At 68.9% G+C, this 13,394-nt stretch carries 12 protein-coding genes; 8 read left to right on the forward strand and 4 right to left on the reverse strand.

Annotated features, from left to right (window positions below; all coding sequences use genetic code 11):
* Positions 1-391 (forward strand): class I SAM-dependent methyltransferase (locus tag FL344_RS36455; RefSeq protein ID WP_194863391.1); only part of this gene is annotated, 391 nt, incomplete at its 5' end.
* Between the two features lie 9 nt (positions 392-400).
* Here FL344_RS36455 and FL344_RS36460 read toward each other — a convergent pair.
* Together FL344_RS36460 and FL344_RS36465 are read right to left on the reverse strand one after the other, a co-directional pair.
* Positions 401-994 carry a Uma2 family endonuclease gene (locus FL344_RS36460; protein ID WP_194863392.1) on the reverse strand — a complete coding sequence of 198 codons (594 nt, stop codon included), beginning with the start codon at positions 992-994 and terminating at the stop codon, positions 401-403.
* 116 nt (positions 995-1,110) lie between these two features.
* Positions 1,111-2,820: an HAD-IG family 5'-nucleotidase gene (locus tag FL344_RS36465; RefSeq protein ID WP_141621752.1), complete on the reverse strand. Its 1,710-nt coding sequence runs from the start codon at positions 2,818-2,820 to the stop codon at positions 1,111-1,113.
* A 380-nt stretch (positions 2,821-3,200) separates the two neighbouring features.
* Here FL344_RS36465 and FL344_RS36470 point away from each other — a divergent pair, with 380 nt between their 5' ends.
* Genes FL344_RS36470 through FL344_RS36490 form a run of 5 tightly spaced genes read left to right on the forward strand, consistent with a single transcriptional unit; the run spans position 3,201 to position 9,473 of the window.
* On the forward strand, positions 3,201-5,294 hold the full coding sequence (locus FL344_RS36470; RefSeq protein ID WP_228565626.1) for a serine/threonine-protein kinase: 2,094 nt from the start codon (positions 3,201-3,203) through the stop codon (positions 5,292-5,294).
* A 2-nt stretch (positions 5,295-5,296) separates the two neighbouring features.
* On the forward strand, positions 5,297-5,962 hold the full coding sequence (locus FL344_RS36475; protein WP_186817824.1) for a response regulator transcription factor: 666 nt from the start codon (positions 5,297-5,299) through the stop codon (positions 5,960-5,962).
* Between the two features lie 27 nt (positions 5,963-5,989).
* Entirely contained in the window at positions 5,990-7,303 is a 1,314-nt protein-coding gene (locus FL344_RS36480; RefSeq protein ID WP_090492520.1) for a pitrilysin family protein, read from the forward strand.
* A 29-nt stretch (positions 7,304-7,332) separates the two neighbouring features.
* Entirely contained in the window at positions 7,333-8,772 is a 1,440-nt protein-coding gene (locus tag FL344_RS36485) for a pitrilysin family protein (RefSeq protein WP_141621754.1), read from the forward strand.
* Positions 8,769-9,473 (forward strand): RluA family pseudouridine synthase, encoded by a 705-nt coding sequence (locus tag FL344_RS36490; protein ID WP_141593971.1) that lies wholly within the window; start codon positions 8,769-8,771, stop codon positions 9,471-9,473. Before FL344_RS36485 ends, FL344_RS36490 begins: the two co-directional genes overlap by 4 nt.
* A 13-nt stretch (positions 9,474-9,486) precedes the next feature.
* Here the strand turns inward: FL344_RS36490 and FL344_RS36495 are convergent, their stop codons facing one another.
* Together FL344_RS36495 and FL344_RS36500 are read right to left on the reverse strand one after the other, a co-directional pair.
* Positions 9,487-11,013, reverse strand: coding sequence for a hypothetical protein (locus FL344_RS36495; protein WP_194863393.1), 1,527 nt, complete (start codon positions 11,011-11,013; stop codon positions 9,487-9,489).
* A gap of 35 nt (positions 11,014-11,048) precedes the next feature.
* A complete protein-coding gene (locus tag FL344_RS36500; protein ID WP_141621756.1) occupies positions 11,049-11,762 on the reverse strand; it encodes a hypothetical protein in 714 nt (237 codons plus the stop codon).
* A 30-nt stretch (positions 11,763-11,792) separates the two neighbouring features.
* Here FL344_RS36500 and FL344_RS36505 point away from each other — a divergent pair, with 30 nt between their 5' ends.
* Together FL344_RS36505 and FL344_RS36510 are read left to right on the forward strand one after the other, a co-directional pair.
* Positions 11,793-12,608: an ABC transporter permease gene (locus tag FL344_RS36505; RefSeq protein WP_090492530.1), complete on the forward strand. Its 816-nt coding sequence runs from the start codon at positions 11,793-11,795 to the stop codon at positions 12,606-12,608.
* 41 nt (positions 12,609-12,649) lie between these two features.
* The gene (locus tag FL344_RS36510) at positions 12,650-13,387 is read left to right on the forward strand and encodes an ABC transporter ATP-binding protein (protein WP_141621757.1); all 738 of its coding nucleotides are present in this window, start codon (positions 12,650-12,652) and stop codon (positions 13,385-13,387) included.
* Positions 13,388-13,394 lie beyond the last annotated feature (7 nt).

Below are 13,394 nucleotides of genomic sequence, written 5' to 3' on the forward strand. Positions count from 1 at the left end.
GCGGAGCCTGGCGCTGGGGGCGGTGGCGGGGGAGGGGTTGCGGCGCTATGCGCTGGGCGAGGATTCAGGGCCCATTGAAGTGGTGCACGCGGATGCGCGCGAGTACCTGAAGACGTTGCCGTCGCGCGCGTTCGACGTTGTCTTCTTCGATCCGATGTTCGCGAAGCCGCGCAAGTCACAGCCGGCGTTCGACATGCTGCGCCGCTTCGCGGAACACGCGCCGCTGACGCAGGAGACGCTGGAGGAAGCCCGGCGCGTGGCGCGACGGTGGGTGGTGGTGAAGGGCGCGAAGTACACGGACGACCTTCGCAAGCTGGGCCTGGAGGACGAGCCCGGCTCGCGCTTCACCGACGTCATCTGGGGCCGCGTGGGGCCCTCCGCCGAGCCGTGAGGGCCGTTATCACGGCTGCACGGTGCCTCCCATTCGCGGCGTCCACAGCAGGCCCAGGTCCAAGGGGAGGACCTCGAACGGCTCCGCGCTCACGGTGACGTTCCCCGTGAACAACTGGCTCTGGACCCAGTTCGTGGTCCCACGCCGGTAGACCTCCAGGGACTGGCGCACGGGGTCGATGAGCCACACGTTCGCCACGCCTTCGCGGAAGTACAGCGGCATCTTTCGGACCCGGTCCAGGCTCCGCGTGGAGGGGGACAGGACTTCGCACAGCCAGTCTGGCGCAGTGCTGATCCAGGGCAGTTCGGGGTCTGGGGGCTCTGGCAGCCTCTCTCGGCGCCACCCGGCCACGTCGGGCACCACCACATCGCGAGCGAAGTGGAGTTCAGGTTCAACCAGGAACCACCAGCTACCAGGACCCTCACGTGAGAGTTCGAAGGGATGTGCGAGGAGGCTCGTCAGCCGGGCGGCAGCGCGCAGGTGCCCGTAGGCGGGCCTGGGCGAGGCGTACAGCGAGTCATCGACGATTTCACCGACCCAACCGACCGGAAGCTGCTCGATGTCCTCGTAGGTCGCTGGTTTCCGATTCCTGCCCCTGCTCATGCCCACGCCTCGCCGTGAACGGAACCTGTGAAGTCCTCAAGGTAGCACCCGACCTCCAGGGGTGACTACCTGACAGGTTCCCATCCTACGGGAGGCTCTGGCACGTCATATGCGGCCTACTCGTTCCCGGCGCCCTTCGGGGGGCCTTCGCTGCCCATCGGGGAGAGCCGGGCGGACAGGGCTCCGGCCTGCTCGTGGGCCATCTTGTCCCGCGGTGAGCGGTAGTACTGCATGGGCGAATGGTGCAGGAAGTTCGACACCCGGCTCGTGTACAGACAGGCGTACTGCTCCACCTGGTAGCCAAAGCGGCTGTTCTCGTTGCCTTCCTTGAAGAGCAGCCCCCAGTACGGATTGAAGCCTTCCTCCACGTCCTGCTCGAGCGTGTCCGCGACCTCGTTGGCCTCTTTCAAGGCCCGCCGCATCCGGTCCAGCTCCGCCTTCGTCTGCTTGCGGAGCTCCTCCACGCCCAGCCGCTCGTCCGGTGCCAGCTGTTCTCGCTCCAGCCGCCGATCCAGGATGTTGAGCAGCGTCTTGTGGTGGTTCACCTCGTCGTCCAGGCGCTCACGGAGCACCTCCACCTGCGAGAGCGTTCCAATCTCCTCCTGCCGCGTCGCCGTGTACGTGATTTCGTCCTCAATCTCCTGGACCACCATGCACGTGCGCCACAGCGACGACTTCTTCGACTTCAGGATGTCGCCGTAGATGTGGTCGCCCACGTACAGGATGTTCTCGCCCCGGAAGCCCGTCAGCTCCTCGAAGCGCGCCAGGTTGCCGCCTGAGTACACCTTGCCGCGCTCCAGCGACGTGGCCTCGCCCAACACGCGGCCTTCCTCCGTGGAGGCATCCAGTTCCAGGAAGGGGTGTGAGTCGGTGAAGAAGCCCGGCTTGCCCGCCGACGTCACCACCACGTCGAAGTAGTTCCTCCAGCTCGGGTACTCCGCGAGCTGCCCGTCCAGGAGGTACTTCATCACCGCGTCCGTGTAGTCCCACGCGGAGTTCGTCAGCAGGAACAGCCGCTTCCCGCCCGAGCGCAGCTTGTGCAATGCCGGCCCCAGCTCCGGGTCCAGGAACACGTAGCGCGCCAGGTCCTTGCGCACCTCGCGCTTGAGCGAGTTGTCCCGGTGCACCGTGTCGATGGCCTCCCGGATGTCGTCGTACAGCTTGCCGTACTGGACCGTGTGCCCCAGCGACTCCAGCAGCTCGATGATGCCCGCGAACAGGCACGTCTCCGGCAGCGCGAACAACGTGTCGTTCCACGCGAACTGCGGGTTGCGCAGCCGCACGCGCTTGTTCCGGTACAGCTCACGCGAGACCTCGCGCTTCAGCGGGCGCAGCCCGTGGTACGCGCGGCCCACGTGGCCGAAGCGGTCCATCTTCAGGATGTTGCCGTTGACGCGGTCCACCGCCAGCCCGCGCATCACGAAGTGGTGGTCGTACAGCAGCCCGCCCACCACCGGCGGATAGCCGTACTCACTCACCAGCTTCGCCAGCGTCATGTCGAACGACAGCTGCTCCAGCCGGCGCATGTGATAGATGGCCAACGTGTAATCCATGTCGAAGCCGAACAGCTCGACACTGGACATGCGCAGGTTGCGGTTGACGAAGATGTCCCGCGCCCGCTGCACCACCACCCGGCGCTCGCGGGGGGACGTGAGCAGCCGCGTGAGTTCCTCGTCGGCGAGCAGTCCATCGGCCCGCTGCGCGGCGTCCTCGGCGCGGGAGCGATTGAGGGGAGAACGGAAGCTCCCGTGAAGCGGGTCCGGCGTGGGCCCACCCGGGATGGGACGGAACGGGGAAAGTGATGGTGCCAAGGGACTCAGACACATAACACGCGTGTGGGTGGCCCGGCTCTTACCTTGCGGGGTTTGGAGCCGGCATGGCACGCTTCGGGGACTGCGATGCGCTCGCCCACCCGACGACAGCCCTCGGAGGCCCCCGAGGCGGTTCAAGCTCGCCTGTCCGCCCGGATCGCCGCGCTCGAAGATCGGGTTCGCCGCCTGGAGGCCCGGTTGCGTCTGAAAGTCGCCGCCACCGAGCCCGCCGCGCGAAGAACCGCCCAGCGTGCGGCCGAGCGTCCGGCCAGGGCCCGTCCCCGCTGCCCGGGGTGCACGCTGGAGCTGCCGCGCGGTCGCCGCGGTGAGTCGTGCGTGTGGTGTGGTTTCGTCTTTTCCGCCGTCACGCGGCGACGTCCGGCGCGAAAGAAGCGATGACCGCCACGTACCGGCTGACGGGCAAGGTGGAAGGCGGGGAGCTGGCCGAGCTGTACCAGGGCCTCGAGCTTCCCGGCATCCCCGTGGTGGTGAAGCTCTTCCACCCCAGGACGTCCGATCCGGCCTATGCCCATGACCTGGCGGAGACGACGCGGCTGCTCCAGCCCGTGCGGCACCCGGGCATCCTCCACGTCGTGGACCTGGGCGTCATCCGCCAGCGCCTGGCCGTGGTCCGCGAGGACGTGGACGGCTTCACCCTGGGCACCGCGCTCCAGCGCCTGCACTCCAAGGACGTGGTGCTGCCGCCCACCGTGGCGCTCCACATCATCATCCAGCTCCTGGAGGCCCTGCATCAGGCGCACGAAGCGGGCGTGGTGCACGGCGCCATCACCCCGGGCAACGTGGTGCTGTCGCATGACGGCCTGCCCGCGGTGTGCGACTTCGGCGCGCTGCGCGCCCTCATGGCCGTGCCCCAGCTGCGCAAGTCGTTTGGCCACCGGGGCCGCGGTACATACCGCGCGCCGGAAGTCACACGGGGCGAGCCGCACTCCGCGCAGTCGGACATCTACTCGCTCGGCGCCATCGCCTACGAGCTGCTCACCCAGCGAGAGCCCGTGGTGCCCGGCAGCGGCGGGGTGTCCACGCGGCGCAGCGAGGCGTTGCCGCCGCCCAGCCGCGTGGACCGGCGCATCAATTCACGCCTGGACCCGCTCATCCTTCGCGCACTGGAGCCCACGCCCCAGCGCCGCTTCCGCTCTTGTGGTGAGTTCGCCACGTCGCTTCGCAATCAGCTCGCGGCCACCGGTGGCATGCCCTCGGCGGACGACGTTCGCCGCTTCGTGCGGGAGCTGTTCCCCAACGAGATGAGCCTCGTCAGCTCGGGGCCCCCGCCGTTCAAGGAGCCCTTCACGCTGGAGCCCATCTCCGGCGCGGAGATGGACGACCTGCGCGCGGAGGAGCTCGAGAAGTCCGTGGTGCAGCGCGCCCCATACAGCCGCGCGCTGACCGAGGACGAGGCCAACGCGGAGACGCAGCAGGCCTCTGAGCCCGCGTTCGAGGAGTACCGCCCGGAGCTGTACGAGCGGGACGTGGCGGACGCGGCCACGCGGGTGCGGGCACCTTCGCGCGCGTCCGCCTCCGACTCCACCTCCGCGCCGGGGGAGGACACCGGGCCCGCTCCCGCCGGACCGCTGGAGCAGGGGTGGGAAGCGCCGCCGGGCGCCGCTCCGCCGAAGCCTCGCCGCCAGCAGTCATCGGTGGGGGGAGGGAGCGGCCACACCCGCATCGGGCGAAACCCGCGCCTCAAGGTCGTGGAGGACTTCTCCGCGCCCGAGCCGTCCGCGGATGACGAGGGCTCGATCTCCGTCTCCGCGCCAGGTCGCCGCGGCGCTCGGATCCGCCGCGCACCCGTGGAGGCCAAGGGGCCCAAGACGATTCCGGACGTGTTGCCCGCGGTGCAGCCAGCCTCGGCGCGAGCGCGTGACGACATCGCGATGCCGCCGTCCGATCCGGCGTTGCCTTCGACGTCCGACGTGCACCGGCGCCTGGTGAGCGCGGAGCAGCGGTTGTCCGTGGCCCAGCACCGGTATGGACGCCGGTTGGGCATCGCGGCGGCCATTGCCGGGGTGGGGTTGGTCACCTTCCTGGTGGCCGCGTGGCAGCTCGGTGGTGATGCCGCACCCGCGCCAGAGGAGGCCCCGCGAGAGGCGCAGGCCGAGGCCGCCCTCGTGGGCCCACCGCCCGCCGTGCCCATCGCGCCGCCGCCGCAGGTGCCGGTGCGTCCGCCGCCGCCCGCTCCAGAAGCCGCGTCGCGAGGGGGCGAGGAGGACGCGGCCCCCGAGCCGAAGCCTCCCCCGAAGTCTCAGCGCGCGTATGTCACCATCACCACCAATGTGCCGGCGACCGTCTATGTCGACGGCACGCGGCTGAGCCGTCGTACGCCCCTCAACCGATACCCCGTCAAGGTGGGCACCCGGCGCATCAAGCTGGTGTCCGTCGCCACCGGTGAGCCCAAGGAGCTGGACCTGCGCATCAAGCGGGGGCAGCACCTCAAGGTCCTGGTGGACTCGTTCACATCTCCGAGGCGGTGACCATGGACCCGACCCGCATCTTCGTCGTCGAGGATCAACCCCAGCTCCTCAAGAACCTGGTGAAGGTGCTGGCCACCTTCCCCGAGCTGGAGGTGGTAGGCACCTCCCAGGAAGGGGAGGCCGCGGTGGAGGACATCGTCCAGCTCCGCCCCCAGCTCGTCCTCCTGGATCTGGAGTTGCCCGGCATCAACGGCATCCAGGTGACCCAGCGGGTGAAGCGCCGCGCCCCGGAGGTGGAGATCCTCATCCTCACGTCCTTCGACGACGAGACGAAGGTCTACGAGGCCATCCAGGCCGGGGCCTCCGGCTACCTGGTGAAGCGGGTGGGGCCGGAGAAGATCCGCTCCGGCATCCAGGAGGTGATGGAGGGCGGGACGGTCCTGGAGCCCATCATCGCCAAGCGCTTCTGGAACTACTTCCAGTCCGTGCAGGCGAAGTCCACCCAGGCGGAGAAGAAGCCGGAGAACCCCTGGTCGCTCACGCCGCTGGAGTTCGAGGTGCTGCGCTACGTGGCCAAGGGCCTGTCCAACGCCGAGGTGGGGCACGTGATGACGCTGGAGCGGCGGACGGTGCGCACGCACCTGTCGCATATCTACCGGAAGATGGGCGTCAACTCTCACGTGGAGGCCGTGGTGATGGCCTTGCGTGCGGGTGTCGTGGATCTATAGCCACGCTCTGGTTAGGTTCGGGGTCCTATGTCCAAGGCTTCCCCGAGCAAAGTACCCACTCGCGTGGCGGACCCCGCACTCGAGTCCCTGTTCGACGTCCACGAGGCCACGCTTCCCAACGGCCTCCAGGTGCGGCTGCTCGCCAACCACCAGGCTCCTGTCGTCAGTCTCTACACCGTGTTCCAGGTCGGCAGCCGCAACGAGCGGCCCGGCATCACCGGCATCAGCCACCTGTTCGAGCACATGATGTTCAACGGGGCGAAGAAGTACGGCCCCAAGATGTTCGACAAGACGCTGGAGTCCAACGGCGGCCGCTCGAACGCGTACACGTCCACCGACCTGACGGTGTACTACGACGACTTCTCCGCCGACGCGCTGGAGACGGTGCTGGACCTGGAGTCGGACCGGATGCGCTCGCTGCGCATCTCCCAGGCGACGCTCACCAGCGAGCGCGAGGTGGTGAAGGAGGAGCGCCGCGTCCGCGTGGACAACGACATCTTCGGCCTCATGGACGAGGAGCTGGGCACGCTCGTCTACAAGGCGCATCCCTACCGCTGGCCTGTCATTGGATGGATGGCGGACATCGAGGCCATCCGCCGCGAGGACTGCCAGGACTACTTCCGCACCTACTACGCGCCCAACAACGCGGTGCTCTACATCGTCGGGGCCATCGACCCGAAGAAGACGCTGGCGCTGGTGCGCAAGTATTACGGGAACATCCCCAAGGGCCCCGCGCCCGCGGCGGTGCTCAACTCGGAGCCCGAGCAGAAGGGCGAGCGCCGCGCCGAGGTCCGCCACCCCGCGCAGTCCCCCGCGCTGATGCTGGGCTTCCGCGGGCCGGCCGCGCGCGATGACGACACCTTCGTGCTGGACGTCATCCAGTACGTGCTGACGAAGGGGGAGGGGAGCCGGCTGATCCGCTCGCTGGTGTACGAGCAGAAGCTGGCCGTGTCGCTGATGCTCGACTGGAGCTGGCGCATCGACCCGGGCACCATCCTCTTCTACCTGGCCCTGAAGCCGGACTCCGACCCGAAGAAGGTGGAGGCCGCGCTGTACGCCGAACTGGAGAAGATCGCGCGCGAGGGCATCACCGAGCGCGAGCTGCAGAAGGCGCAGAACAACCTGCGCTCGGACCACCTGCGCGAGCTGGCCACGAACAGCGGCCGGGCGCATGCCCTGGGCCACTACGAGGCGCTGCTCGGCGACTGGCGCCGGTTGCTGACGCTGCCCTCCACCTACGCCTCCATTACCAACGACCAGGTCAAGGCCGTGGCCGCGAAGTACTTCGCGCCCGAGCGCCGCTCCGTGGTGACGCTGGTTCCCGCGCCCACCGAAGCCTGAGCCCGGTCCGTACAAGGAAACCTCCCGATATGGCTTCTCGCAAGAGCCCCTCCCGAAAGTCCCCCGCACGTCCGGCGAAGCGCGCCGGCGGCAAGGCCCCCGTCGCTCGCAAGGCTCCGCTGAAGCGCGGCGCGCCCCGCGCCACGACGAGCGCCCTCACGCTTCCCACGCTGCACGAAAGCACTACGTCCAGTGGCCTGAAGGTCATCGCCGCCGAGCGCGGGCCCCTGCCCATGGTGTCCGTGCGGCTGGTGATTCGCGCGGGCAGCGCCACCGACCCGGATGGCAAGCACGGCCTGGCGGACTTCACCGCCCGGCTGCTGCGCCGGGGCACCCGCCGGATGAACGCGCAGGCCATCGACGAAGCGGTGGAGTTCGTCGGTGCCAGCCTGGGCGTGGGTGTGAGTGAAGACACGCTGTCAGTGGCCCTCACCACGCCGTCCGAGCACTTCGTGCAGATGCTCGACATCCTGGGCCAGTTGGTGCGCGAGCCCACGTTCCCGCAGTCCGAAGTGGACGATGCGCGCGAGCGCGAGCTGGCGCAGTTCGCCAATGACCTGGACGACCCGTCCATCATCGCCGACCGCGCCATGGTCCGCGCGCTCTGGGGCAACCACCCCTACGGCCACGACGTAGGCGGTTCGTCGAAGAGCGTGAAGACCTTCACGCGCGATGACGTGGTGCGCTTCCACCAGGAGCGCATGGGCCCCAAGGTGTCCATGCTCATCGTGGTGGGCGCGGTGGATCCGCAGCGTGTGGCTGCCGCGGCGGAAGACGCCTTCGCTGATTGGACGGGCGGGCCGGATGCGCCCGTGGCCATTCCCGCGCCGGAGCGCATTGCCCTGGGTGGGCGGGTCATCATCGTGGACAAGCCGGACCAGACGCAGTCGCAGGTGCGGCTGGGCGGCCCCGGCATGCGCATGGGCCACGAGGACTATTTCCCCGCCACGGCGATGAACATCGCCCTGGGCGGTGGATTCACCTCGCGCCTGATGAACGAGATTCGCGTCAACCGCGGCCTCACGTACGGCGTCAGCTCGTGGTTCGACTCGATGAACGCGGCCGGCGTCTTCGCGCTGTCCACCTTCACGAAGACGGAGTCCACGCGCGAAATCATCGACGTGGCGCTGGCGGAGATTGGCGGCGTCCGGGAGAAGGGGCTCAAGCCCCGCGAGCTGGCGGATGCCCAGGCCTACCTCGCCGGCCTGTACCCGCTGCGGACGGAGACGAACGAGTCCATTGCCGGAAGCATCGCCGAGGCCCGCCTGCACGGGCTGGGGGATGACTGGGTGGAGCGGTTCCGGGACCGGCTGCGCGCGGTGACGCCGAAGCAAGTCGTGGCCGCCGCCAAGAAGTACTGCTTCGCGCAGGCTCCCGCCGTGGTGGTGCTGGGCAAGGCGGACGTGGTGAAGAAGCAGCTCAAGGGCCTGGGCCCCATCACCGTGGTGCCGGCGTCGGAGTACGAGTGACGGACGTCCGCATCCTCTTCGAGGGCGGCGGCGTGCTCGTGGTGGACAAGCCGCCCGGGATGCTCGTCATTCCCGGGCGCGAAGGCGGCCCCTCGCTGAGGGAGTTGCTGGAGACGCAGCGGCGCCAGAAAATCTTCGTGGTGCACCGGTTGGATCGGGACACCTCGGGGGCCCTCGTGTTCGCACTGGACGCCGCGGTGCACCGGGCCCTGTCGGGCGCCTTCGAGACGGGGAAGGTGCGCAAGCGCTACGTGGCGCTGGTGGAGGGCCGGGTCGAAGCGCCGCAAATGGTGGATGCGCCCCTGGTGGCCGGCAGGAAGGGGCGCATGCGCGTGGCTCGGCCTGGGGATACGGAAGCCAAGGCCTCGCGCACCCGCGTGCGGCCCGTGGAGACCTTCGAGCGTGCGTCCCTGGTGGAGGCCGAGCCTCTCACGGGGCGGACGCACCAGATTCGCGTGCACCTGCTGTCCCTGGGGCACCCGCTGCTGGTGGACCATCAGTACGGCCGCGAGGCGCCGCTGACCGAGAAGGACCTGGGCGGGGAGGGGGACTCGGTGGTGCTGTCACGCACGCCGCTTCATGCCGCGCGTGTGGAGTGGCCTGCCCTGGCAGGAGTCGAGGCGCGCGCCGTGGAGGCGCCCGTGCCTGAGGACATGGCCCGTGCCCGCGAGTTGCTGCGGGCGTCCGTCACTTCACTTTGAAGCCAGGGCCGGTTCACGGTTCGAACCGCATGCCCAGGTACATCGCGAGCCCGCCGAGCTGGCTGTCCAGCCAGGGCGTGTGCACCGGCGCCCAGGCGCCTCGCGCCTCCGCCAACGCGCTCCAGCGGCCGAAGCGGTGGGCCGCTTGTAGGGAGACGAAGCCCATGCCGGAGACCCTGCTCTCTTTCACTTCGCCCTGGAATTCGCTGGAGAGGTAGTGGTGGAAGGGGACGGGACCGGCGCCTGCCCGCCCGTGGAGGGAGAACGCGCCACGGCGGAAGAGCTCCGCGCGAACGGAGAGCAGCAGGGGCAAGGCCAGCACCTGCGAGTGGACCGCTCCGAGCGCCTCGACCGGGCCACCGTACATGGCGGTGCGGGCTCCGACTTCCAGCTCCGCCGCGATGCGGTGCCTCCACCAAGGCGTGAGGACCGAGACGCCGACACCGCCCGATGGACCGGTGTTGGCGCTACTCGCGATGACTCCTCCCGCGAGCAGGAAGAACGAACTCCGCCAGGTGTCGACCGCCTCGGATGCGGGCGCGGTGACGGGCGTGGACCGCACGGTGACGCCGGCCTCGGTGTGTGCTGCGTGCGCCTGGTCCCGGTGGCGGACGCGTACCTTCACCCGCTTGGCTCCGGAAGCTGGAACGACGCGAACACGCAGCACGTCCTGGGCATTGGCTCCGACGTCGGCCGAGTGGGGCGCATCTTCCGTCGGAAGCTCCTGTGCTGGCGGAGCGGAGCCGCTTCTCGCGGGGGCCGTCCGCGTTGCCGCATCTGACAGAGGCCCCGTCGTCCGCGGGTCCTCGGAGGTCGGGGCCACCGCCGCTGACGTCGGACTCTCCTCTTCGGGAGGGGCGACCGCCGCGCCTTTCGCCACCACGTCGACGTCACCGGCGCGCAGGGGCGCTTCGCCCGCCATCAGTAGCCAGCCTCCCTCTACGGAGGGCAGGGAAGGCGGCGTGAGTGCCGTGGCCAGCGGCGAGTCCGGCGGCGGGTCCAGTGGAACGGCTGCATCGGTGCGAAGCGTCCCTCGCGTGGCCAGCACTCGTGCCTGCCGGACGCCAGGAGGGACTTCGACGGGCACGCGGGCCTGTCCCCGGGCGTTCGCCCGAACAGGGCCGAAGCGACGATTCGCGACCTCCACCTCGACGTGCGCGCCCGCCGCCGTGGCGACATCGAGCTCCGTGAGTCCCACCAGCGGCAGCCGTACCACCGTCACCGGGGGCGGCGCGTCCGCAGTGGGAGCGTCCGTCCAGAAGAGGAGGACGGCCACGTGCGGATAACGAACGGAAGGAGGCCGCCACTGGAAGAGACGGACCGCACCACGCTCCACGCGGTTCGAGACGAAGGTGCCCGTGGATGCGGCGGCGTAGAGGGTTCCCGTGCCGGCGGGGACCTGGACCTTCAACGTCACCGGGGCATCGGTGCCGAGCACGATGCGCTCGGGCGACCAGGACACGGTGACGTCAGGTGTGGCCGCCAACCCCGCCACCGGCATGGCGAGGACCATCAGGAGGGGCAGCGCGCGCAGTGTCATCGTCCGTGCCCCTCCTGATGAATGTGCGGCCCCGGTCAATCTCCCGACGCGGGGGGCGGCTCGGCGCCGTCAGCGGGCGCCGGCTCGGCGCTGTCACTGACGGGCAGGGGCTTGTCCGCGGGTCCGGTCACCTGCCGGTTGGGCGGGTTGAAGACCGGCTTCTCCACCGGGCCGCCACCACGGCCGTGCACCAGCGTCTTGGTGTCGGTGCGGAAGGTGATGTCCACCTTGTCGCCGCGAACGGCCGACACGTAACCCGTGCCGAAGGTGGGATGCTGGATGACCTGATCTACCTTGTACGTGTCCTTCGGGCTGTAGCGGGGCGCGTTGGCGACATCCTTTCCAGCGAGCTGCTCCTCGAAGGAGATGATGACCTTCTCCGCCTTCGCGGACGCGCTCGAACTGCTGGAGGACGCGCGCGGGGTGCGCGTGGTGCTGGACGAGGGGCGATCCGTCGCACCAGGCGCCGCGCGATAGGCGTGGTCTCCGCCACACGTGTTGCAGCGCACCCGAGCAATCTTCGTTCCCACCATCGCCAGGATGGTGTGCGCGAGGGTGAGCTTGCAGCGGGTACAAAGCGCATCCACCTCGCCGCCGACCTTATGAGTTGCCATGTTCGTTCGTCTGTTTCTCTGCCCGGCAGGGGACGCCGCCGGGCATGGGAGTAAAGGGGCGCGGAACATAACGGCATCGCTTCCAAGGGAGGAAGTGTCTTCGTCGCTTGCCTCCCCGGGCCTTGTGCCGGCCACCGGGCCGCCATAAAGAGTAGCCCCGAACGCATGACCACGCAGACCCCCAGCAAGCCAGCACGCGAGCCCGGGCCCATCACCCAGGCCGTCACGAGCTTTGGCCAGGGCCTCATCGACATTGTCAGCACCCTGGGCGGAATCATCACCATGGGGCTGGCCGTGTTCCGCTGGAGCGTGCGGCGCCCCTTCCGGCTGGTCAACCTCTTCGCCCAGTTGGACTTCGTGGGCGTGGGGTCCATCTTCATCGTGTCGCTCACCGGCACGTTCACCGGCATGGTCTTCGCGCTACAGACTTCCACCGCCTTTCAGCTCTTCGACGCGGAGAGCCTGGTGGGCCCCACGGTGGCACTGACGCTCACCCGCGAGCTGGCGGCCGTGTTCTCCGCGCTGATGGTGACCATGCGCGCAGGTTCTGCCATGTGCACCGAGCTGGGCACCATGCGCGTCACCGAGCAGGTGGACGCGCTGGAGACCATGGCCGTCAACCCGGTGCAGTACCTGCTGGTTCCCCGGGTGCTGGCCGGCCTCTTCATGGTGCCGGCGCTCACCATGCTCTTCAACACCATGGGCATGGGCGGGGCCTACGTGGTGGCCGTCGGGGGCCTGGGCATCTCCCCCGGAACCTTCCTCTCCCGGACGCAGCAGTGGCTGGCGCCCGAGGACATCTTCCAGGGCCTGCTCAAGGGCGCCGTGTTCGGCCTGTCGGTGTCCCTCATCTGCTGCTTCAAGGGCTTCAACGCCTCGGGCGGCGCCAAGGGCGTGGGGCAGGCCACCACGGAGGCGATGGTGGCCAGCGCCCTGTCCATCTTCATCCTCGACTTCATCCTGGGCGTCCTCTTCTTCTGATGTCGCCCCCGGCTTCCAACGCTCCGGCGTCCGGCACGCCGATGATCCAGGTGGTCGACCTGCACAAGACGTTCGGCGACCACAAGGTGCTCACCGGCATCAACCTCACCGTGCCGGCCGGCAGCACCTGCGTCATCCTGGGCGGCTCCGGTTCCGGCAAGACGGTGCTGATGAAGCACATGATTGGCCTGCTCAAGCCGGACCGCGGCCAGGTCATCATCGACGGGGAGGACATCGTCCCCATGGGCGTCGAGGCGCTCCAGAAGGTGCGCAACAAGTTCGGCATGGTGTTCCAGGCCGCCGCGCTGTTCGACTCGATGACCGTCTTCGAGAACGTGGCATTCCCGCTGCGGGAGCACACGAAGGATCCGGAGGACGTCATCCGCCAGAAGGTCCGCGCGCGGTTGGACCTGATGGGTCTGAAGAAGGACGTCGAGGACCGGTTCCCCGCGGACCTGTCCGGCGGCATGCGCAAGCGGGTGGGCCTGGCGCGGGCCATCGTCATGGACCCGAAGGTGGTGCTCTATGACGAGCCGACCACCGGCCTGGACCCCATCACCACGGACTACGTGGACGAGATGATCCTGGCTGCCCAGAAGGAGCTGGGCGTCACCAGCGTGGTCATCAGCCATGACATCTCCTCCGCCTTCAACGTGGCGGACCAGATTGCCTTCCTCTCCAAGGGCGTCATCGTGGCCAGCGGTTCGCCGGAGCAGCTCCGCGAGGCGGAGCACCCCGCGGTGAAGGTGTTCCTGGAGACCTGGTTCGGGAAGAACTGATCGGGGC

The sequence above is a fragment of the Myxococcus sp. AB036A genome, from assembly GCF_006547355.1.
Lineage (GTDB): Bacteria > Myxococcota > Myxococcia > Myxococcales > Myxococcaceae > Myxococcus > Myxococcus virescens.